Annotated in this window: 23 protein-coding genes and 1 tRNA gene; 18 read left to right on the top strand and 6 right to left on the bottom strand. The window is 52.5% G+C overall.

Features of this window, described 5'->3' with window-relative positions:
• Window positions 1–21 precede the first annotated feature (21 nt).
• From tolQ to nadA, 10 genes are all read left to right on the top strand, one after another.
• Window positions 22–705: a protein TolQ gene (tolQ, locus tag Kalk_RS19975; protein ID WP_101895936.1), complete on the top strand. Its 684-nt coding sequence runs from the start codon at window positions 22–24 to the stop codon at window positions 703–705.
• 15 nt (window positions 706–720) lie between these two features.
• Entirely contained in the window at window positions 721–1,158 is a 438-nt protein-coding gene (tolR, locus tag Kalk_RS19980) for a protein TolR (protein ID WP_101895937.1), read from the top strand.
• Window positions 1,159–1,161: 3 nt separating this feature from the next.
• A complete protein-coding gene (tolA, locus tag Kalk_RS21285; protein WP_158643611.1) occupies window positions 1,162–1,902 on the top strand; it encodes a cell envelope integrity protein TolA in 741 nt (246 codons plus the stop codon).
• A gap of 30 nt (window positions 1,903–1,932) precedes the next feature.
• On the top strand, window positions 1,933–3,228 hold the full coding sequence (gene tolB, locus Kalk_RS19995; protein WP_101895940.1) for a Tol-Pal system beta propeller repeat protein TolB: 1,296 nt from the start codon (window positions 1,933–1,935) through the stop codon (window positions 3,226–3,228).
• An 80-nt stretch (window positions 3,229–3,308) separates the two neighbouring features.
• Window positions 3,309–3,830, top strand: a complete 522-nt coding sequence (gene pal, locus Kalk_RS20000) for a peptidoglycan-associated lipoprotein Pal (protein WP_101895941.1) — start codon at window positions 3,309–3,311, stop codon at window positions 3,828–3,830.
• Window positions 3,831–3,833: 3 nt separating this feature from the next.
• Window positions 3,834–4,652 (top strand): tol-pal system protein YbgF, encoded by an 819-nt coding sequence (gene ybgF / locus Kalk_RS20005; RefSeq protein ID WP_101895942.1) that lies wholly within the window; start codon window positions 3,834–3,836, stop codon window positions 4,650–4,652.
• A 61-nt stretch (window positions 4,653–4,713) separates the two neighbouring features.
• Window positions 4,714–5,358 (top strand): 7-carboxy-7-deazaguanine synthase QueE, encoded by a 645-nt coding sequence (queE, locus tag Kalk_RS20010; RefSeq protein ID WP_101895943.1) that lies wholly within the window; start codon window positions 4,714–4,716, stop codon window positions 5,356–5,358.
• 1 nt (window position 5,359) lies between these two features.
• Window positions 5,360–6,049, top strand: a complete 690-nt coding sequence (gene queC, locus Kalk_RS20015; RefSeq protein WP_101895944.1) for a 7-cyano-7-deazaguanine synthase QueC — start codon at window positions 5,360–5,362, stop codon at window positions 6,047–6,049.
• A 164-nt stretch (window positions 6,050–6,213) separates the two neighbouring features.
• A tRNA-Lys gene (locus Kalk_RS20020) sits at window positions 6,214–6,289 on the top strand.
• A gap of 249 nt (window positions 6,290–6,538) precedes the next feature.
• On the top strand, window positions 6,539–7,594 hold the full coding sequence (gene nadA, locus Kalk_RS20025) for a quinolinate synthase NadA (protein ID WP_101895945.1): 1,056 nt from the start codon (window positions 6,539–6,541) through the stop codon (window positions 7,592–7,594).
• Window position 7,595: 1 nt separating this feature from the next.
• Here the strand turns inward: nadA and Kalk_RS20030 are convergent, their stop codons facing one another.
• Window positions 7,596–9,050 (bottom strand): M48 family metalloprotease, encoded by a 1,455-nt coding sequence (locus Kalk_RS20030; RefSeq protein ID WP_101895946.1) that lies wholly within the window; start codon window positions 9,048–9,050, stop codon window positions 7,596–7,598.
• A gap of 208 nt (window positions 9,051–9,258) precedes the next feature.
• On the opposite strand from Kalk_RS20030, the gene Kalk_RS20035 reads away from it, so the two are divergent.
• Window positions 9,259–9,498, top strand: coding sequence for a sulfurtransferase TusA family protein (locus Kalk_RS20035; RefSeq protein ID WP_101896413.1), 240 nt, complete (start codon window positions 9,259–9,261; stop codon window positions 9,496–9,498).
• 20 nt (window positions 9,499–9,518) lie between these two features.
• Window positions 9,519–10,619 (top strand): AI-2E family transporter, encoded by a 1,101-nt coding sequence (locus Kalk_RS20040; RefSeq protein WP_101895947.1) that lies wholly within the window; start codon window positions 9,519–9,521, stop codon window positions 10,617–10,619.
• 33 nt (window positions 10,620–10,652) lie between these two features.
• Here Kalk_RS20040 and Kalk_RS20045 read toward each other — a convergent pair whose 3' ends face one another.
• Window positions 10,653–11,123, bottom strand: coding sequence for a peroxiredoxin (locus Kalk_RS20045; protein ID WP_101895948.1), 471 nt, complete (start codon window positions 11,121–11,123; stop codon window positions 10,653–10,655).
• Between the two features lie 61 nt (window positions 11,124–11,184).
• Window positions 11,185–11,760 (bottom strand): glycine cleavage system protein R, encoded by a 576-nt coding sequence (locus tag Kalk_RS20050; RefSeq protein WP_233716738.1) that lies wholly within the window; start codon window positions 11,758–11,760, stop codon window positions 11,185–11,187.
• A gap of 216 nt (window positions 11,761–11,976) precedes the next feature.
• Between Kalk_RS20050 and dapA the strand changes: the two genes are divergently transcribed.
• Genes dapA through purC form a run of 4 tightly spaced genes read left to right on the top strand, consistent with a single transcriptional unit; the run spans window position 11,977 to window position 15,504 of the window.
• Window positions 11,977–12,852 carry a 4-hydroxy-tetrahydrodipicolinate synthase gene (dapA, locus tag Kalk_RS20055; RefSeq protein WP_101895949.1) on the top strand — a complete coding sequence of 292 codons (876 nt, stop codon included), beginning with the start codon at window positions 11,977–11,979 and terminating at the stop codon, window positions 12,850–12,852.
• Between the two features lie 56 nt (window positions 12,853–12,908).
• On the top strand, window positions 12,909–13,970 hold the full coding sequence (bamC, locus tag Kalk_RS20060; RefSeq protein ID WP_101895950.1) for an outer membrane protein assembly factor BamC: 1,062 nt from the start codon (window positions 12,909–12,911) through the stop codon (window positions 13,968–13,970).
• Entirely contained in the window at window positions 13,970–14,758 is a 789-nt protein-coding gene (locus Kalk_RS20065; protein WP_101895951.1) for an MBL fold metallo-hydrolase, read from the top strand. Before bamC ends, Kalk_RS20065 begins: the two co-directional genes overlap by 1 nt.
• Window positions 14,759–14,790: 32 nt before the next feature.
• Entirely contained in the window at window positions 14,791–15,504 is a 714-nt protein-coding gene (gene purC, locus Kalk_RS20070) for a phosphoribosylaminoimidazolesuccinocarboxamide synthase (protein WP_101895952.1), read from the top strand.
• Between the two features lie 79 nt (window positions 15,505–15,583).
• On the opposite strand, the gene Kalk_RS20075 is transcribed toward purC, so the two are convergent.
• From Kalk_RS20075 to Kalk_RS20085, 3 genes are all read right to left on the bottom strand, one after another.
• Window positions 15,584–16,348, bottom strand: a complete 765-nt coding sequence (locus Kalk_RS20075) for a TIGR04219 family outer membrane beta-barrel protein (protein ID WP_158643613.1) — start codon at window positions 16,346–16,348, stop codon at window positions 15,584–15,586.
• 126 nt (window positions 16,349–16,474) lie between these two features.
• Complete coding sequence (locus tag Kalk_RS20080) at window positions 16,475–16,909, bottom strand: SRPBCC family protein (protein WP_233716740.1); 435 nt, start codon at window positions 16,907–16,909, stop codon at window positions 16,475–16,477.
• 16 nt (window positions 16,910–16,925) lie between these two features.
• Window positions 16,926–18,149: a saccharopine dehydrogenase family protein gene (locus Kalk_RS20085; protein ID WP_101895954.1), complete on the bottom strand. Its 1,224-nt coding sequence runs from the start codon at window positions 18,147–18,149 to the stop codon at window positions 16,926–16,928.
• 303 nt (window positions 18,150–18,452) lie between these two features.
• Here Kalk_RS20085 and Kalk_RS20090 point away from each other — a divergent pair, with 303 nt between their 5' ends.
• On the top strand, window positions 18,453–18,890 hold the full coding sequence (locus Kalk_RS20090) for a CBS domain-containing protein (RefSeq protein WP_101895955.1): 438 nt from the start codon (window positions 18,453–18,455) through the stop codon (window positions 18,888–18,890).
• Window positions 18,891–19,047: 157 nt separating this feature from the next.
• The gene (locus Kalk_RS20095; protein ID WP_199767973.1) at window positions 19,048–20,112 is read left to right on the top strand and encodes a patatin-like phospholipase family protein; all 1,065 of its coding nucleotides are present in this window, start codon (window positions 19,048–19,050) and stop codon (window positions 20,110–20,112) included.

The raw sequence follows: 20,112 nt of genomic DNA on the forward strand, positions 1-20,112 counted from the left end.
AGAGCACCGCTCGTGGAATCAATGTCCGTTGTCAGCCTGATCATCAACGCTTCAATCGTCGTGCAGTTGGTCATGCTAATCCTGTTCACCCTGTCCATGATTTCCTGGTACATGATCTGGCAGCGTCAGACAGTCTTGTCCAAAACCACCAAGGCACTGCAAAACTTTGAAGAGCGCTTCTGGTCGGGCATGGATCTTAGCCGCCTGTTCGTGCAAGTGAACACCGAGCCCAATCATTTCAGCGGTGAGGAGAATATCTTTCGCGCCGGTTTTAAGGAGTTTGCGCGCTTACGCAAAGGTGGTGGCAGCGAAGCCGAAGCCGTCATGGAGGGAACTGAGCGTGCCATGCGCGTAGCGTTGCTGCGTGAGCAGGAAAAGCTCGAGCTTCATCTGTCGTTCCTGGCGACTGTCGGTTCCACCAGCCCCTATATCGGACTGTTCGGTACTGTTTGGGGCATCATGCATTCCTTTTTGGCGTTGGCCAATCAAACGCAGGCGACGTTATCGGTGGTGGCACCGGGCATTGCCGAAGCGCTGATAGCCACTGCAATCGGGTTGTTTGCCGCCATCCCGGCCGTTATCAGCTACAACCGGTTTTCATCGGTTGTTGATCACCTGTTACATAACTATGAAACGTTCATGGATGAGTTTTCCAGCATCCTGCACCGTAAAGCCCACGCCAGCGAAGCAGAGGCCAAAGCCTGAGGGCGGTAGAACTCTATGTCGCAGAAACGAACCACAGTAAGACGTAAACCTCTTTCTGAAATCAACGTCGTACCCTACATTGACGTCATGCTGGTGTTGCTGGTGGTGTTCATGATCACCGCACCCATGATGACCTCGGGCGTGAAAGTGGACTTGCCGGATGCCAACGCCGAACCCCTGGTGCTGCCCAAAGATCAGCAATATGTCATCGTTTCGGTGGATCACAATGGTCAGTACTTCGTCAGCAGTGCCGATGACAAGCAAACCCCCAAAGCGCTACCGGACATTGTAAAATCGGTAGCGGCCCTGAAGCAGGCCAAACCCGATACTCCTGTGCTTATGGAAGGAGATGAGCGGGTAGCCTATGGCTTGGTGATGCGCATGATGATCGCCCTGCAGCAGGCTGGGGTGAATGATGTAGGGTTGGTCACCGAAAGCGGATCAGGGGAGTAGCCCTTGTCCTTCCCCGCTCTTGATCTTGCCTCGCTTATTAAGGCCATACTGGTGCATGTGCTGGTGGTGGCGCTGTTGTTTTTTAATTGGCCTGACAGTGCAGAAGTGATCGAGCTGAAACCGTTGCCCCAGCATGTGACCGCTGTGGTAGTGGAGAAGCCCAAGCCCGATAAACCCAAGGCAGCGCCGAAACCTGCGCCCAAGCCTGCGGTCAAACCCAAACCTAAGCCAAAACCACAAGAGAAGCCGAAACCCAAGCCGGTTCCCAAGCCAACGCCAAAACCCAAGCCGAAACCAGCACCGGCGCCTAAGCCAGCTGCCAAACCGGCAGAAAGCCCCAAGCCGTCCAGTGCGTTTAGCGATCTGTTGAAGCAGGAGATGGAGGCGCTGAAAGATGATGAGGTGGAACCGGTACAGGGCGTAACCGGTAGCGAAACCGCGCAGCAGCTTGATGAAATTCTGCAGTATAAGGCCATCATCCAGCAGACCATGAAGCGCTATTGGGCAAGGCCACCCAGCGCCCGTAACGATATGGTCGTTACTCTGGATATCAGCCTGTTGCCAGGTGGAGAAGTGAAAAATGTTACCATTGCCAAGTCCAGCGGCAGTGGTGCATTTGATAGCTCAGCTGTGCAGGCCGTACAGCGAGCGGGGCGTTTCAGCGTTCCGCCTGATCCGATTTTATTTGATAGGCATTTCCGCAATTTTAAGATGCGGTTCAAGCCTGGAGATCTACGTTTTTAACCGCGCCGCAAGGCAATCAAGAGAGAAGTTATGAAATATATAATGGTCGTTTTGTGCTGGCTGACGCTGTTTTCGGCGAGTGCTCGTGCTGAGCTGATTATCGAAATCACCGAGGGCATCACCGATGCCACTTCCATCGCAATTGTACCCTTTGCGTGGAGCGGGCCTCGACTGAAAGAAGATGTGGCCTACATCGTGTCTGCCGATTTGCACCGTTCTGGTCAGTTTGCACCGTTGGAACGCTCAAAAATGTTGAGTTTTCCCTCCCAAGAGAACCAAGTCTTTTTTCGTGATTGGCAATCCAAGACCAATGGCGCTGAATACCTGGTGATTGGCCGTATGAGTGGCACCAATGACGGCAAGTACCGTATCGACTATCAGCTTTTTGATGTGTATCAGCAGCGCACGGTGAACAGGTGGTTTGCCACCGGCACCGACTTGCGTGCCATGGCCCACCATATCAGCGATGTGCTCTATCAGGAGCTGACGGGTATTCGTGGAGCCTTTTCCACCAGAATGGTGTACGTCACCATGGAATACCTCAACACCACCGGCAAACGCACTCAGCGCTATCGGCTTTATATCTCTGATGTAGATGGTTATAACGATCAGATATTGATGGAGTCCAGTGAACCGATCCTGTCTCCCAGTTGGGCGCCGAATGGTCGGCATGTAACCTATGTGTCGTTCAAAAGTACGCGTCCGGCGATTTATATCATGGATACCAAAACTCGCCAGGAACAGAAAATAACCGGTTTCAGTGGTTTGAATGGTGCTCCCCGTTTTTCTCCCGACGGCCGCAGTATGGCAATGGTGCTCTCAAAAGATGGCAATCCCGAGATCTACACCATGGAGCTTCGTACCGGAAAACTTAAGCGAATTACTAACCATTACGCTATTGACACGGAGCCAACTTGGGCGCCAGATGGACGAAGTCTCATTTTTACCTCAGAAAGAGGCGGTTCCCCACAAATATATCGACAATATCTTGATTCGGGAAAGGTTGAACGCTTAACATTCGATGGCAACTATAATGCGCGCCCGGCGCTGACTCCTGATGGACGATTCCTGGCAATGGTGCACCGTTCGAATGGGATCTTTCACATTGCAGTGAAAGATTTGGTTCGGGGAACCTTCAACGTGCTGACGGAAACGGATCTCGATGAATCTCCCAGTATTGCACCAAATGCTAGCATGATCATCTACGCCACTATGGATAAGAATCGAGGGGTTTTGGCCGCCGTTTCGTTGGATGGCAGAGTGAAAGTGAAGCTGCCTTCACGGATCGGGGATGTGCGAGAACCTGCTTGGTCGCCATTTATGTAAAAAAAATGTTGCAAGCCTGTTTAAAAACTTTAAACGAACCACTAATATCTGCCAGGAGTTTCCACTCTTAGGAGTTAAATATGTCCATGTTAAACCGTAATGCCTTTTTTGCTCTGATTGCTGCTGTTGCGATTTCTGCCTGTAGCTCTACCCCTGAAGACACAACTGAACCAGCACCTGCGCCAGCACCTGAATACTCAGCAACCGATAATGAGGTTCAAGGTGGTGATTACGGTGCTCAGGAACAAACCGATCCTGCGTTGCAGAATCGAGTTGTTTACTTTGATTTCGATAAGGCCAATATCCGTCCTGACGCAATTGCAACTCTGCAGGCGCACGCTCAGTACCTGTCCCAAAATCCAGGTGCCCGTGTACGTGTAGAAGGTCATGCTGATGAGCGTGGCACTCGTGAGTACAACATGGCTCTGGGTGAGCGTCGTGCCAAGGCTGCTGCCAGCTTCCTGGCTGCAAACGGTGCATCTGCTTCCCAGCTGGAAATCATCAGCTACGGTGAAGAGCGTCCAATCGCTCTGGGTCATGCCGAAGGCTCTTGGTCTCAAAACCGTCGTTCTGAACTGAACTACACGTCTGAAGCTCCTTAATTGATGCTTCGAACGTTACTGGTTCTTGCTATATCAACGGCTGCCGCTTCTGCGGCGGCCGTTCCTCCCTACGAACCCCTGCCTAAGACTAAATCCACATCATCCTCTGTGCCTGCACAAGCACCGGTTGATAGCGGTTCAGGTCAATATTCTGGGTACTCCGGAACTGATACGAGCTTTTCGTACAGCCCTGCTGTTGATAACAGCACACCATCGGCTACCGGGACAGGCTCTCCGAGTTGGGATACTTTATCCCAGATCCAGCAGATGCAGCAGGAGATGCTGGAGCTGCGCGGTATGGTGGAAGAGTTAAAGCATCAAGTTGATATCATGCAGAAGCAGGAGCGCGAGCGCTATCTGGATCTGGACATGCGCATCAATCAGATGCAGTCAGGTGCGGCAGCCAAGCCATCTGCCGGGGTTGCTGCTCCCACTGTGGCCAAAGGTGATGATAAAGCGCTGTATGAGCGCGCCAGTGATTTGCGCAAGGGTGGTAAGTACGCAGAAGCCATCGCCGTATTGCAGCAGTTATTGCAGCAGTCGCCATCGGGCTTGTATGCACCCTATAGTGAATATTGGTTAGGTGAGCTCTATATGGTCTCCGATCCGGTGGATCTGGATCTGGCCAAACGGCATTTCATCAATTTGCTGGCCAATCATCCCGACCACGTCAAAGTGCCAGACGGCATGTATAAGCTCGGCAAGCTTTATGCTGGCAAAGGTGAAACCACCAAAGCCAAAAGCACCCTTAATGAGTTGGTCAGGCAATATCCAGACAAGTCAGCTGCAAAACTGGCGAAGGATCTGCTTAAAACCCTGTAAGCCCTGTAAACCGTGTCAGCCTTGGGTTAATATTGCCCGTTTTGTATGATCGGGGTAGGGTGTGACACAACTACGCATTACCGAAATATTCTATTCGCTGCAGGGTGAGGCCCGTACCATCGGGCTGCCCACGGTGTTTGTGCGCCTGACGGGTTGTCCGTTGCGTTGCCAGTACTGTGACACGGCCTATGCTTTCTCCGGTGGAGAAATGCGCTCAATAGACCAAATCCTCGCAGAGGTGGCTTCTTATCAGCCGCGCTATATCACGGTTACCGGTGGCGAGCCTCTGGCTCAACCCAATTGCCAGCAATTGCTTACTGCATTGTGCGACGCGGGTTATCAGGTATCCCTTGAGACCAGCGGGGCGTTGGATATTGCCGGCGTAGACCCCCGTGTCAGCGTGGTAATGGATCTGAAAACGCCAGATTCAGGCGAATCTCACCGTAATCTTATGGCTAATATCCCTCATTTGAAGCCCGATGATCAGATCAAGTTTGTGATCTGTAGTCGACAGGATTATCAGTGGGCCCGTTTAAAGCTGGATGAGCTGCAGTTGGCGGAACGGGTGGGCGACGTGTTGTTTTCCCCCAGTTTCAATCAGATTCGCCCTTCAGAGCTGGCTGATTGGATTGTTGAGGATCGCCTGCCGGTGCGATTCCAGCTGCAGTTGCATAAATTGTTGTGGGCTGATGAGCCGGGGCATTGATATGGCAGAGCATACTTCAGATAAGAAAATAGCCTTAGTCTTGTTATCCGGCGGTTTGGACTCCGCCACCTGTCTGGCCATCGCCCGCAGCCAGGGTTATGAATGTTACGCCATCAGTTTTGAATATGGCCAGCGTCACGATTCCGAGCTGCAGGCAGCCGAACGGGTGGTTAATGCACTCGGGGCCAAAGAGCTTAAGACCATTCACATCAATATGGGTGATATCGGTGGTTCTGCACTGACGGATAAAGCGATTGATGTGCCGGAATCCCCCACCGAAGGTATCCCGGTGACCTATGTGCCAGCCCGTAACACGGTGTTTTTGTCGCTGGCGCTGGGGTGGGCTGAGGTGTTGGATGCCGATGCCATTTTTATCGGTGTCAACGCCGTGGATTATTCAGGTTACCCCGATTGTCGCCCTGAATTCATTGAGGCGTTTGAACGTTTGGCAGCACTGGCAACAAAGCGCGGAGTGGAGGGCAACCCTATTAGCATTCAGGCACCTCTGTTGCACCTTTCCAAATCGCAGATTATTCACAAAGGTATAGCGTTGGGCGTGGATTACGGCTTAACGGTCTCATGCTATCAGGCAGACGCAGAAGGTCGTGCATGTGGCAAGTGTGACAGCTGTCGACTGCGGCAGGAAGGGTTTCGGCAGGCAGGGGTTGCAGATCCGACACGCTATTGTTAAGTCTTTGAATTAAAAAAACTCCTGTCGAATTATTGGGCGGGTGATTTGGTCAGTTTTCTGAACGGACTGGCTGGGAGCAAAAAAGGCCATGAAAATCAAGGCCATAAAATTGAAAAAAAGCCTTGTGATTTAATTTCTAATCAGTAATATACGCATCCGTTGACGGGTCGTTAGCTCAGTTGGTAGAGCAGTTGGCTTTTAACCAATTGGTCGCTGGTTCGAATCCAGCACGACCCACCATTACCGAAAAGCCGCTTTGTTCACGCAAAGCGGCTTTTTTCGTTTCGGCGCTTGGGTTTATGAATGCAGGTGGATTGCATGTGTCAGACGTGCCCCCATATCTTCCAGGTAGAACGTTTATTAAGCCAATCTATTGCGTTACCTAATTGTGCTATTATTCGTTGATTTTTACGCTTCCACCTAGATTTGTTAGGTGTTTGCTGATCTGCATATCAGAACAAGTAAGGCGCTTTCCGGAGGACGAATCCAATGAATACATCCGTTTCAGATTTCGTAAGAGATCATTTGGACGGCAGTCATCTGCAGTCGCATTTGTCTGATGCCGAGAAAGTGGAATACCGTGAGCAGATCAAAGCGCTGCTGAAAGAGCAGAACGCGGTTCTGGTGGCCCATTACTACACTGATCCAGAGATCCAGTCCCTGGCGGAAGAAACCGGTGGCTGTGTGTCTGACTCCCTGGAGATGGCCCGTTTTGGCAAGGATCACCCCGCCCAGACTTTGATTGTGGCCGGGGTTAAATTCATGGGGGAGACCGCCAAAATTCTCAGCCCCGAAAAGACCGTGCTGATGCCCACTTTGGAGGCTACATGCTCCTTGGATCTGGGCTGTCCGGTTGATGAGTTTTCTGCATTTTGTGATCAGCACCCTGAGCGGGAGGTGGTGGTGTACGCCAATACCTCGGCAGCGGTTAAGGCGCGTGCCGATTGGGTGGTCACCTCCAGTATTGCGCTGGAGCTGGTGGAGCACCTGCACAATCAAGGTAAAAAGATTATCTGGGCTCCAGATAAGCATCTGGGAGCCTACGTGCAGCGGGAAACGGGCGCCGATGTGCTGCTGTGGGACAGCGCCTGTATTGTGCATGATGAGTTCAAAGCCAAGGGCATTGAGGATCTAAAGAAAGTGCACCCTGATGCAGCCGTGCTGGTGCACCCGGAATCGCCGGAAGCGGTGGTGAAGCTGGCGGATGCGGTGGGTTCAACGTCGCAGCTGATTAATGCCGCCAAGAATATGCCGAATGATGTCTTTATCGTCGCGACCGATCGCGGCATCTTCTACAAGATGCAGCAGATGGCCCCTCATAAGCGTTTTTTGGAGGCGCCCACCGGCGGTAATGGCGCTACCTGTCGATCCTGTGCCCATTGCCCGTGGATGGCAATGAATGCGCTGGATAGCTTGGCGCTGGAGTTGCAGCAGCACAGTAATGAGGTTCACGTGGATGCCGCTCTGATTGAGCAGGCGATGGTTCCGCTGAATCGTATGCTGGCGTTTGCTGAGCAGCTCAAGGCAGGCAAGGCTGCAGGCTAAGTTAAAGCTCCATGTCCCGCATGGAGCGTTGCATATCACTGATGCGATCACTGATGCGGGCGGTTACTTTAAAGTCGTCTCTGGCCAGTGGGAGCGCGTATTCCAGTTGCTCAATGGCCTTTTGTGTGTGCCCGTAAAGAAAGAAATACTCCCCTTTGGCCTGATACACCCCCAATCGATTGCCTGCCTTGCCGTGTGCTTCTGCCATCATGAACCACAACAGCGGTTGAGTTTCCCGTTCGGTCAGTTGTTCGCGCAGAACGGTAATGGCTTTGGCGGTCTTGCCATTGAGCGTGAGGGCATCCGCATAGTGGACGCTGAGAGGGTAGTTCCCGGGGGAGTAATCCAGTGCTTTTTCCATCAGGCTGATGGCTTCTTGATAGCGGCCGGCCTTGTTCAGTATTTCTGCCTTGGAGGCAAGGTAGGTGATGCGGTTGGGGCGCTTGGCCAGTAGTTGATCGATGGAGGCCAGTGCTTTGTCCAGTTGGTTGGTTTTGAGGTATGCGCAGCTCAGACCGTATTCATTAATTTCCAGAAACGCGCTGGCATCCTGCTTTTGTTGTTCCAGGTCGTTGATTTTGGCGCTGGCGTCTCGGGCGAACTCCACATCCATGCGCATTTTCATGAGATGGAATTCCAGGGAATCACTACTGGGTTTGGCTGGAAATTGAGCGGCGCGGGAGCGTGCATCGGTGATTCGCGACTCGGTCACCGGGTGGGTGAGCAGAAACTCGGGAGGCAGCTCGCCGTAGTAACGCATGCTGCGCTGCAGGGATTCGAAGAAGTCCGCCATGGCTTCCGGGTTCATGCCAGCGCGAACCAGTGTTTGCATACCGATGCGATCAGCCTCTTGCTCGTTGGCTCGGCTGAAGCGTAGTTGGGAGTCGATGCTGGCGGCCTGAGTCGTGGCCAGGGCGGCCATGCCGGCTTCACCGCCAGCGGTGGCGGCGATGGCGATACTGGCGAGCAGGGCGGCCAATCCCACCCATGAATTCTGCTGTGAACGCTCAAGGCCGCGCGCAAAATGGCGCTGGCTCAAGTGGGCAAGTTCGTGTGCTACTACGCCTGCTACTTCGTCTTCGGTGCGAGCGCTCAACAGCAGCCCGCCGTTCAGTCCCATGACGCCGCCGGGTACAGCAAAAGCATTGATGGCGGCGCTGTTGATCACCACCATCTCAATGTCCGGTTGCTCGATGTCGCTGGCAGACGCCAGTTTATAGACCAGGTTGTAGAGGTAGTCGAAGATCAGCGGGTCGTGAATGATGGGGGCCTGGGAGCGTAATTGGCGCAGCCAGGCGCGGCCAAGCCGATATTCCTGCTCATGGCTGACAAGGGCGGAGCTGGCGTCTCCCAGGTTTGGCAGCGGATTGGCAAAGGATGGCAGCGCTGCGCTCATCAGCCACACAAGGATCATTGTGCTGGCGGTGAGTTTGCGGATGTAGCGCGTCAATATCATCAAGGGTGTACTGCTTTCCTGTAGGGTTGTTCAGTTGGACACTTCCCGCTAGATAAAGTTTTCTGTCTAGCTGTGTCTTATTGTGCAGGGTAGCAGATGGCATTTACTGCCACAAAGTCAAAATTATCATTTGCTTAGGAGGGGTGCAGTATCAATCTTTACGGTGGTTGTATATAGTGATGTCGACTTGATAATGGGTTCTTTTTTGATGTCTGAAATTCCGTCCAAAATTGAGCTGGATGCTCGTGGTTTGAGCTGTCCTATGCCTTTACTGAAGTTAAAGCAGCAGCTTAACTGTATGCAGATTGGGCAGTGGATCGAAGTGAAGACCACCGATCCGGGTTCGTTACGTGATTTTGCGGCATTCACCGCCATGGTTGGGCACATTATTCATGAGCAGAGCGAGCAGGATAACGAATACCTGTTCATAATAGAAAAACGGGTTTAGCAGGTATAGCGCAACGTCCTATGTTTCAGATTTTCAGTGATTGGTATCGTGAGTATTTCTCCAATAAGGAGGCAGTGGTTCTGATTCTGCTGCTGACCGCAGGGTTAACCGTTGTGGTTACCATGGGGTCGGTATTGGCACCTGTTCTGACCGCCGTTGTGCTGGCCTACCTGTTGCAGGGGTTGGTGAACTACATGGTGAAGCGCAGAGTGCCTCGCATGCTGGCGCTGATCATCACCTACATGCTTTTTCTTACCTCCCAGATCGCGTTTCTGTTTGTGTTGGTGCCCCTGACCTGGGGGCAGTTGGTGCGCTTTCTGAATGAGCAGGTGCCCCGTATCCTGACGGAGGCCAATGCCTTTCTCAATATGCTGCCCCAGCGCTACCCCGATTTAGTGTCGGAGCAATGGGTTAAGGAAATCAGCGCAATGACCACGTCCACGTTAAAGAACGTTGGTGAATCGGTGGTGACGTTCTCGCTGTCCAACATTCCCAACCTGATGGGGCTGTTGATCTTTCTGGTGTTGGTGCCGTTGTTGGTGTTCTTCTTTTTGAAGGATAAGGATCGTTTGATCGCCTCGATTGTTGATTTGCTGCCAACGGATCGCCCGTTTATCACCCGGGTTATGACCGAAATGGACACCCAGATCTCCAACTATGTGCGTGGTAAAGCGATGGAGATCATCATTACCGGTGGCGTCACGTATATTGCCTTCGTGATTTTGGGGGTGAACTATGCGGCGCTGCTGGGGCTGCTGGTGGGGCTGAGTGTGGTGGTGCCTTATATTGGTGCTACCGTTGTGACCGTGCCGGTTGCGGTTGCGGCTTATTTCCAGTTTGGCTGGGGCCCTGAGTTTATGTGGGTGATGGTGGTCTATGGGGTGATTCAGGCGCTGGACGGCAATGTTTTGGTGCCTGTGCTGTTCTCCGAGGCGGTGAACCTGCATCCTGTATCCATTATTACTGCAGTCTTGGTGTTCGGTGGTTTTTGGGGGTTGTGGGGGGTGTTTTTTGCCATTCCATTGGCGACCCTGGTAAAAGCGGTGTTCTCATCCTGGCCCAGGGAGCCGGTTCCTGATTTATCGTCAAAGCCAGTCAATCAGGAATCCGGAGTTCTGTAGTAGAACTGGCCGAGTCAGAACTGGCCGAGGGGATCAGTCGATCGCTTCGGCCGCTTCCAGTACTTCTTCAACGTGACCGTTAACTCGAACCTTGCGCCATTCCTTTCTGAGGATGCCGTTGGAGTCGATCAGAAACGTGCTGCGCTCAACGCCTTGGATCTGCTTGCCATACATGTTCAATGGCTGGATGACATCGAACATCTGACACAAATAGGCGTCGGTATCGGATATCAGTTCGAAGGGGAACTGGTATTGAGCCTTGAACTGTTCATGTGATTTGAGAATATCTTTCGAGATGCCAAAAATCAGCGTTTTCGCTTTGAGGAAATCGTCGTAATAGTCTCGGAAGTCCAAGCCTTCAGTGGTGCAGCCTGGCGTGCTGTCTTTCGGATAGAAATACAACACGATCTTCCAGCCCTTCAGTTTAGACAGCACGATATCTTTCTGGCTGGTTGCCTGTGCTGCGAAATCCGGAACCGGTTTGTCGAGTTCTACGGTTGCCATTGACTCCTCCTAAGCCCTGTTATGGTTTTTGTTGTCGGTCTGCATGCCTTAAGTGCGCAGGTTATCGGCGCGGTTCAATGGTGGCATCCAGGTTGCGTTCATCGCAAAAGGCAATGAACGCCTCTTTTAACGGTGCGATAGCCTCTTTTGCCGGCACTTTGACGGCAATGTCCAGTGAGAACATTGGGCTGCCGGTGTGCGCAGCGGCGTAGGTGCCGGTTTCCATTTCTTCGATGTTGATTTCGCGCTGGCTGAAGAAGCCTGCTATTTCACGCACGATGCCCGGATGATCCAGTGATACGACGGATATGTAATAAGGAAGCGATGCGTCGGCTTCCTGGCGGGGGCGGGTGCGTTTCAGAATAGTGGTGAGGCCGAAAGAGTCTGCAACCTGCGGAATGATGAGTTCTGCTTGGGCGATCTGCTCAGCCTGGCCGCTGATCATCATGATCATGGCGAATTCGCCACCCAGCACAGTCATGCGGGTGTCGAGGATGTTGCAGCCGTTTTCGCTAGCGGCATGGGAAAGTCCGTTGATGATGCCGGACTTGTCTTCTCCAATGGCAGAAATAACCAGGAATTCTTGCATCGTTTCGTCCTGAATGGTCAAAATGCGCGCAAAATCGGTTCGATTCACAAAATACGCAGCATTCTTAACCGTTTAAAAGCTGCTTTTGAGTTTAGCATCGGTATTTAGGAACAACTAGCTGAAAATGCTACAAATAATGGCAAGTGCCACAAATGCGCCGCCAGCCCAGAGTTTTTGGGCCCCTCAGACTCTATGTGCTTGTTATTGTCTACACGCGTCAGTACCATACCGGTTTGCAAAATTTAGGTGGAGATAAAGCAGCACATGATTACCGGTAGCCTGGTTGCACTCGTCACCCCAATGCATGCTGACGGCAGCATTCACTGGGACGCGTTGGCCACATTGATCGACATGCACATTGAGCAGGGCACTAATGGGATTGTTGCGGTGGGTACCACCGGCGAATCTGCCACCCTGGACGTGAATGAGCATTGCGCGGTAATCAAATTCACGGTCGAGCGCTCCGCCGGACGCATCCCTGTGATTGCCGGTACCGGCGCGAACTGTACCCGTGAGGCCATCGAACTGACTGTGGCGGCTAAAAATGCCGGAGCGGATGCCTGCCTGTTGGTGGCGCCTTATTACAACAAGCCCACTCAGGAAGGCCTGTATCGGCATCACATGGCCATCGCTGATGCGGTAGAGATACCACAGATACTTTACAATGTTCCTGGCCGTACGGTCTGTGACATGCTGCCCGCCACGGTGCAGCGGATCAGTGTTCACCCCAATGTTGTTGCCATCAAAGAGGCCACTGGCAAACTGGATCGCGGTAAAGAGATTCTGGATCTGTGTGATTCCGACTTTTTGCTGTATTCCGGCGATGATGCCACTGCCATGGAGCTGATGCTGCTGGGGGCCAAAGGGAATATTTCTGTCACGGCGAACGTTGCGCCCAAAGCGATGTCTGAATTGTGTGCGGCTGCCATGGCCGGTGATCGAAGCAAGGCAGAGGCGATTAATGAGCCTTTGATGGGCTTGCACAACAACCTGTTTCTGGAAGCCAACCCGATTCCTGTGAAGTGGGCATTACAGCAGATGGGCTTGATAGAAGAAGGGATTCGTCTGCCAATGACGCCTTTCTCCGAGCAGTATCACCAGCCATTGCGGGACGCCATGAAGCAGGCCGGACTCCTGTAACGGCGTCGCCACGGTCACAAGGGTATACCAATAATCGAATTTTCCCGGAGTATTCAATGCAAATTCTGCGACCTGCGCTGATGATCACAGCGCTGCTTGCGCTTTCAGGTTGTTCCTATCTGTTCGGTGACAAGGGCCAGTTCCGCGAGCGTGCTTTGGATTATAAGCAAGCAGAAAGCGTAGCGCCTCTGATGGTTCCGGGCACGATGGACAGCAAACCCATCAAACAGCGTTATCCCATTCCCCGCATTGGCCAGGCGGATTTTTTTGAGCCTGAAGAAAGTGATTCTGTGCCGCGACCCCAATCCCTGCTGAATGTTAATGAAGCGGCCGGGCTGGAGCTGAGGCAGGATGGCGACAAAATGTGGCTGGTGGTAGAGCGCCCACAGGATGACTTGTGGTCTCAATTGACTGAGTTCGCAGCCAGTAATGTTTCCATTGATCGGTCGGATCGCAACGCAGGTTTGATTGAAACCGGCTGGCTGGCACCGCGACGACTGCCCAGTGAAGAAGGGTTTTGGAAGTCCGTCGGTCGCTTTTTCAGTTTTGGCGGCGGGGAGCAGCGAGATCGCTTTCAAATCCGCATGGAGCCAGGTAAAGCCGAGGAAACCAGCGTAGTGAGGGTCAATCATCTGCGTCTGAAAACACCATTACCAGAAACGATTGAGTGGCCACAGGTGCCCGACAACGTTGAGCTGGTAACCATCGTCTATGACGAATTAATGCTGTTTCTGGAGCAGGGCGGGCGCAAGGCGGGGGCATCGGTATTGTCTCAGGATCTGAAAGTGTTGCCTAAGTACACCATGACCCGAGATGGTAATGGTTACCCGATTCTTGTAATTAACTTGGATTTTAATCATGCCTGGTTGTCTGTAGGACAAGCCTTGGCCAAAGCCAAAGTCGGCGTGACGGATCTGGATCGTACCCTTGGCATTTACTATCTGTCCGAAAAAGCGACGGTGGTGGAAGATGACGAGGAAGTGGAAAAAGAATTGCAGTTGCGTCTGATCAGCTCGGAAAGCGGTATTCAGGTGGCGGTGCAGGTGGATGACGATACTTTGGCGCCAGAGCAACAGTCCGCTCGGATACTGAATAGGCTCAGGGAGCGTCTGGAGTAGTGCGATTTGCCTCCATCGGCAGTGGCAGTGAGGGTAATGGCACCCTGATCCAGGCTGACGGACAAGGGGCGATTCTGGTGGATTGTGGATTCTCTGCCCGGGAAGCCCTCTCCAGAATGGCCGGTTACGGATTGGTGGCTGAGGATCTGGCAGGTATTCTGGTTACTCATGAGCATACTGATCATATAAAGGGTGTTGCTCGGCTGGCGAACCGTTGCCGGGTTCCGGTGTACACAACCTGGGGCACCTGGGCCGCCAAGCTAAACGGCGTGTTGGATGATCAGTTGTTTCGGATGATTACGCCCCACGAGCATTTTCAGCTAGCGGGTCTGTCGATTCAGCCGGTTGCTGTTCCCCATGATGCACGGGAGCCTTGTCAGTTTGTGTTTGAACGACAGGGTACTCGGCTGGGGGTGCTCAGTGATGCTGGTAGCGTGACGCCCCATATGATTGAGTGCTATCAGAACTGCGATGCACTGATGCTGGAATGCAATCACGATTTGAAGATGTTGGCCGATGGCCCGTATCCTGCGTCGTTGAAGCGCCGGGTTGCTGGTCCGCTGGGGCACTTGAATAATCAGCAATCTGCAGACATGCTATCCCAACTGGAGCGGTCGGGTATGCAGCATCTGGTGGTGACCCACATCAGTCAGAAAAACAATCACCCGGATCTGGCAGTGGCAGCGTTAATAGAAAGCGGAGCGTGCTGCGAAGAGATCATCCGGGTAGCAACACAGAATGCAGGCCTGGATTGGATATCAGTGCAGGCTGAAACAGTCACGAATTAGATTAACCTTTATAGAAAGTAGGTGGTTTCACTATGGAAAAGCGCGAAGAGCTCTACAAGGGCAAAGCAAAATCGGTTTACACGACTGATGACCCCAAATCTTTGATCCTGTTGTTTCGTAATGATACTTCGGCCTTTGACGGCAAGAAGATTGAGCAACTGGATCGTAAAGGCATGGTGAACAACAAGTTCAATGCCTTCATTATGCAAAAACTGGAAGATGCGGGTATCGAAACCCATTTCAATCAGTTGCTGAATGATCAGGAAGCGCTGGTTAAAAACCTGAAAATGATGCCGCTCGAATGTGTAGTGCGCAATATTTCTGCAGGCAGCATCTGTCGTCGACTGGGCGTGGAAGAAGGTTTGGATTTGAATCCGCCGACTTTCGAGTTCTTTTTGAAGAACGATGACCTTGGCGATCCCATGGTGAACGAATATCACATCAAGAGCTTTGGTTGGGCTGAAAAGGAACACGTTGAGAAGATGAAAGAACTGACGTTTCAGGTGAACGAAGTTCTGAAGCAACTGTTCCTGGACGGCGGCATGTTGTTGGTGGATTACAAGTTGGAATTCGGGTTGTACGAAGGCCGTGTGGTGTTGGGCGATGAATTTACACCGGATGGTTGCCGTTTGTGGGATAAAGAAACCCGTAAAAAGCTGGACAAAGACCGTTTCCGCCAGGGGTTGGGGGATGTGGTTGAATCCTATGAGGAAGTGGGCCTGCGTTTAGGCATGAAGTTCGATTAAGCCAGAACCTGTTGCCACAAAAAAACCGCAGCTGTAATGGCTGCGGTTTTTTTGTTTTTATCGCTGGTGGGTCTTACGTTTAAAAATGGAAGGTAGCAGCAAGATAGGTGCCGTCCAACGTCACATCTGCGTCCAGGTCTTCCACGTCATCCAGTTCCAGAGCCATTTTCCGCATACCGGCTTCCAGGCCTAACCCAAATGCGAAGGTGTAGCCAACCTTGCCCCACAAGTCATACAGCTGAGCACCGCCGACACCGATCCAGTTACCTTCAACGCCAACGTAGAGGCCGGTTAAGGGCAGGTCGAACTGGGCTTTGCCGTACAATAGCGGTGCGGTGAAGTCCAACGTTTCCGATGCAGTGCCGGATACCAGAGGGCTGGATGCGCTTAATTCGCCATCAAATTTGCGCGCCGTTAACCCCAGATCCAGATTCACCCAGTTATCGAGCAGCTCGTAGTAAAAGGTAAAATCGTAATGGCTGACATCGAAATGGCTGTAGACCGGAGTTCCGGTGGGGAAGGTGATGCCGTCGAAAGTGATATTTTTGGTCAATACACTGCGTGCGCTTTCTTCTATCTCGGAGCGGGCCACGCGAATGTTGGGTAGAATCGGGATGCCGTGTTCGATGGCTATATACAGGTAATTGCCTGCGTCGCCTTCCAGGCCCAAGTCATCTTCGAAATCGACGGCGGTGCCACCGTCTTCCAAATCGGTAAAATCGCCGGACAGGTCATAATCAATACTGCCCCCTCCAACGTAAAGACCGAACAACGTATCGGCATAACTGAGGTTACTTAAACTGAGCCCCAATCCAACCAGGGTGGCGGTGGCGAGTGATTTCATGCGCTGCTCCATACGTAAAATTCCCTTTAATTAAAGCACAACTGGCTCAAAGGCCAACGAAAGTTGGCCGATATTTCAGTGCTTTGCGACGTCATTCAAGAATATGGCGCTTCCTGGCGCTGGAATTCACTTATATGTACGAGCCAGCTTATGCAGGCCACCGAGAATCACCTTCTCCAGAGCCGTTTTAACGATCAGGCCACTTAACGGAATAGGCAGCTTGGGTTCGAATTGAATGGTGTAATGCAGCTGGGTCTTACCGTTGCTCTCGCTGAACACCATGCGCCCAAGATGGTTTTTCAGCGGGCTGCCTTTGGTGATGGTGTATTCCACCAGTTTGTTGGGTTCGAACGCGGTTACTGTTTCTTCAAAATCGGCCATGGGGACAGGGGTGATACGGCGCACGGAGCCGATACCGTTCACGCTGCCTTGGCCGTCTTTTATTCGCTTCACTTTTGCATTCAGCACTTGGCCCATCGCCTCGTGGTCGGACAGGGTAGCGAAAACCGTTTCTACCGGGGCGTTGAATTCCACATTCATTTGAATAAATTGGCTGCTCATTTGTTTTGAAACTCCATTACAGTGTGCGGAAGGTGATACCGGCGGCATTCAACCGTTCAATGAGCGCTAGACCCATACCGGCACCCGGTGTCGTAACGCCGTATTCTTCCGGCAAGTTTTTATCCAGCGCCAGGCACAGGGCAGATTCTGCCAGCATTTTTGCGGTCTCGCCGTAGCCTGGATCGCCACCGGCCACCTCAGTCCAGACATGCAGGCCATCTGCTTCGCCGACAAAGTGCACTTTGAACCAGGATTTTTTACGTGTGCTCTCGCTGGGCCCCTGGCCGGGATCTTTCACCTGCAACAGTTTTTCGCGGCTGTATTTGAACTGAGAAAGCGCAACCAGGCCACCAGCGCCCACCACGCCGCCAATCAGTTTGGGCAGCTTTTTAACCAGAACATAATGGCCATAGATAAAATCAGGGCCAAATTCCTTGCGGGCAGCAGCAGTGCGTTTTACCACCTGTGGGTCAATGGTGGGGAAGGGGCAAGCCCAGGCTTTATGGGCACTCAGCCAGAACACTTTGGGCCCCATGACGCGGGTACGGCGGCGATCAGTAGGGCGGGTTTTTTTGTTCTTGTGCCACTCGCGGCGTTTTTTCTGATATTCCTTGAGGCGAGAGAACTGGGTAATCGCCGAGTGCCAGGTGCCGCCGGAAAAAGTCCCCTTGGCTTCGATAAAGCCTTCCACTTTCATGGGAGCTTTGCCGCTGCGCTCTTTTCCGATTAGTTTGTTAAGCTCGTGTACCGTGTACAGCGCCCCGAGGTCGTGGGGTATGCTGTCAAAGCCGCAGCAGTTGATGATCTTGATGTGCTTGGCTGCGGCCTGGTCGTGGTAGTCGTGTTCCAGGCCTTCTACGAATTCAGGCTCGCCAGTGAGATCAACATAGTGGGTACCGGCTTCTACGCAGGCTCGTACCAGTGGCTCCCCATATTTCAGATAAGGGCCAACGGTGGTGATCACAACTTTCGCTTGGGCGGCCATCTTCACCAAGCTGGTGTAATCGTCGGAGTTGGCCTCAATGGTGCCAATATCAGCTTTGCTGTTAAGCGCCATCAGGTCCTGTTTGCAGGCTTCCAGTTTGCCGCTGTTACGACCGGCAATGGCCAGCTTGATCTTTTTGGAGTGGGCGCACTGTACCAGATATTCTGCAGTGAGCTTGCCGGTAAACCCGGTGGCTCCGAATACCACAATGTCGAATGGCCGTTCAGAACCTTTGGTTGCGGCTTTGGTGGTCATGCTTTTCCCCTGTAATCAATTAAAAGCAATAAAAAATTGTGCTCTAGAGTAAGCTGGATGAATTATGGGTTTCAAGCATTTGGCGGCAGAAATTTGCGATTTATAAGCCAGCACCGAAACAGGCTGCGGGGTGATGTGTAACTGCTTGAAAATACTGCAATGAGTTGCAATCTATCCGCGGGTACTGGCGTTAAACAGTTGAGCTGAAACAAAACCTGTGACATTGTTGATGGCATGGGTATGCGTACTGCCCCATAAAGATAAATAACTATGACAGATTTCGTCCAGGGACGAGGAGGGTTTATGGTTGATAAGTCGGCAGTGGTTCGTGATTGCATGAGTCGTAAAGTGGTCAGTTTTGATGTCAAGGATGATGTGGGTGACGTAGTTGCAGTGTTGTTGGAAAATAAAATCACCGGTGCCCCGGTGTTGGATGACAACCGCAATGTAATCGGATTTATCTCAGAGCAGGATTGTATTAAGGAGATGCTCAATACGGCGTTCTATTGTGATCTGACCGCCAACGCCGGTGATGTGATGATCAAAGACGTGCTAACGGTTGATGTGGATACCTCCATTTCCGAATTAGCAGAACAGCTCACAACCAACAAGCCCAAGGTGTATCCAGTCGTCGAGCAGGGCAAGCTGGTTGGTATAATCAGTCGCTCTGACGTGCTTCAGGAATTGTATGACGCCAGCGTTCGCTGCCATCATTTGTCCGATAAGAAGACAGCGCTGTAAGGCGGCGTTGCGGGCGGCTCAAAGCAGTCGCTCGCCCGTCAGCTTGTTAGTGTAGAGGCCATCTGCCGAGCGCAAACTGGCCGTTGATAGCCCCCTTCGTTTTGTGATTTCCGAAAATGGCGGCATAATTTCCACTGATTCCGCTCAAAGTGACATTATGACCGCCGCTATTCATATCAAGTCCTCCCCACTTCGCTGGTCCCTGGGGCCTAAAGCAAAACACCATATTCAGCAAAACGGCTTCAGCGCTGATGACATCGGTCTGATGATTGGAGCATCCGGCGGCCCCAAATGGTTGGTGCTAGCAGGGTTGGATCGGGCGCTGTTCGGCGCTTTTATGCCCTCCCGCCAGAAGCCGCTGGTGACTTTGGCATCCAGTATTGGTACTTGGCGCTTTGCCTGTATGGCGCAGAAGCAGCCTTTGGTAGCGCTGGATCGATTTCTGGAGGCTTATCTGGCGCAGAGCTATCCTGACAAGGTAACAGTGCAGGACGTGTCTCGGGTGCTGGATGAAGTGCTTGGGCATTTGCTGGGGGAAACCGGGGCAGAAGAAATACTGTCCCATCCTGTGTATCGAAACCATATCGTAACGATCCGCAGTGGTGGCACGTTGAGGTCGGATCACAAGCTGGCGCTGGCGGCGGGGTTGTCTGCGACATTCCTCGCCAATCTGATGGGGCGTGCGCGTCTGGGAATGTTGTGCGAGCGGGCGGTGTTTGGTGACTCGCGTGAGCAGATGTTGCAGTTCAGCGATCCACTGCCGACCCGCCACATCGCCCTAAGTACCGCAAATATGGAGCTGGCATTGCGCGCCTCCGGTGCGGTGCCTCTGGTGCTGGCGGGGGTCAGCAATATACCTGGAGCCCCTGCAGGGGTGTATCGTGATGGCGGGATCACCGATTACCATTTCGACCAATCCGTTAGCCCCGGCGATGGGCTGGTGTTCTATCCGCACTTCTATGATCACTGCGTTCCCGGTTGGTTTGATAAGGGGTTAAAGGGTCGACATTTGTCGGCGCAACACTGGGATAGTCTGGTGATGGTGTCACCGTCTTCCGAGTTTGTTGGCAAACTGCCCGGTGGCAAGATCCCTGATCGCAAGGATTTCTTTTCCATGGATAATGCACGGCGCCTGGCGCTATGGCAGAAAACGGTGGCTGAGTCTGAGCGCCTGGGGGACGCCTTTTTAGAGGCCGTTGAAAAGCAGCAGTGGAGCTTTTGA

This window comes from Ketobacter alkanivorans (assembly GCF_002863865.1).
GTDB classification, from domain to species: domain Bacteria; phylum Pseudomonadota; class Gammaproteobacteria; order Pseudomonadales; family Ketobacteraceae; genus Ketobacter; species Ketobacter alkanivorans.

Excerpts from the sequence above, each read along its gene's own strand:
- Kalk_RS20095 (WP_199767973.1), top strand. The coding sequence starts at position 19,048 with ATGACCGCCGCTATTCATATCAAGTCCTCCCCACTTCGCTGGTCCCTG.
- tolB (WP_101895940.1), top strand. The coding sequence starts at position 1,933 with ATGAAATATATAATGGTCGTTTTGTGCTGGCTGACGCTGTTTTCGGCG.
- Kalk_RS20040 (WP_101895947.1), top strand. The coding sequence starts at position 9,519 with ATGTTTCAGATTTTCAGTGATTGGTATCGTGAGTATTTCTCCAATAAG.
- Kalk_RS20080 (WP_233716740.1), bottom strand. The coding sequence starts at position 16,909 with ATGAGCAGCCAATTTATTCAAATGAATGTGGAATTCAACGCCCCGGTA.
- tolR (WP_101895937.1), top strand. The coding sequence starts at position 721 with ATGTCGCAGAAACGAACCACAGTAAGACGTAAACCTCTTTCTGAAATC.
- pal (WP_101895941.1), top strand. The coding sequence starts at position 3,309 with ATGTCCATGTTAAACCGTAATGCCTTTTTTGCTCTGATTGCTGCTGTT.
- queC (WP_101895944.1), top strand. The coding sequence starts at position 5,360 with ATGGCAGAGCATACTTCAGATAAGAAAATAGCCTTAGTCTTGTTATCC.
- Kalk_RS20075 (WP_158643613.1), bottom strand. The coding sequence starts at position 16,348 with ATGAAATCACTCGCCACCGCCACCCTGGTTGGATTGGGGCTCAGTTTA.
- nadA (WP_101895945.1), top strand. The coding sequence starts at position 6,539 with ATGAATACATCCGTTTCAGATTTCGTAAGAGATCATTTGGACGGCAGT.
- dapA (WP_101895949.1), top strand. The coding sequence starts at position 11,977 with ATGATTACCGGTAGCCTGGTTGCACTCGTCACCCCAATGCATGCTGAC.
- Kalk_RS20030 (WP_101895946.1), bottom strand. The coding sequence starts at position 9,050 with ATGATATTGACGCGCTACATCCGCAAACTCACCGCCAGCACAATGATC.
- tolQ (WP_101895936.1), top strand. The coding sequence starts at position 22 with ATGTCCGTTGTCAGCCTGATCATCAACGCTTCAATCGTCGTGCAGTTG.
- Kalk_RS20045 (WP_101895948.1), bottom strand. The coding sequence starts at position 11,123 with ATGGCAACCGTAGAACTCGACAAACCGGTTCCGGATTTCGCAGCACAG.
- Kalk_RS20085 (WP_101895954.1), bottom strand. The coding sequence starts at position 18,149 with ATGACCACCAAAGCCGCAACCAAAGGTTCTGAACGGCCATTCGACATT.
- bamC (WP_101895950.1), top strand. The coding sequence starts at position 12,909 with ATGCAAATTCTGCGACCTGCGCTGATGATCACAGCGCTGCTTGCGCTT.
- Kalk_RS20035 (WP_101896413.1), top strand. The coding sequence starts at position 9,259 with ATGTCTGAAATTCCGTCCAAAATTGAGCTGGATGCTCGTGGTTTGAGC.
- ybgF (WP_101895942.1), top strand. The coding sequence starts at position 3,834 with ATGCTTCGAACGTTACTGGTTCTTGCTATATCAACGGCTGCCGCTTCT.
- Kalk_RS20090 (WP_101895955.1), top strand. The coding sequence starts at position 18,453 with ATGGTTGATAAGTCGGCAGTGGTTCGTGATTGCATGAGTCGTAAAGTG.
- purC (WP_101895952.1), top strand. The coding sequence starts at position 14,791 with ATGGAAAAGCGCGAAGAGCTCTACAAGGGCAAAGCAAAATCGGTTTAC.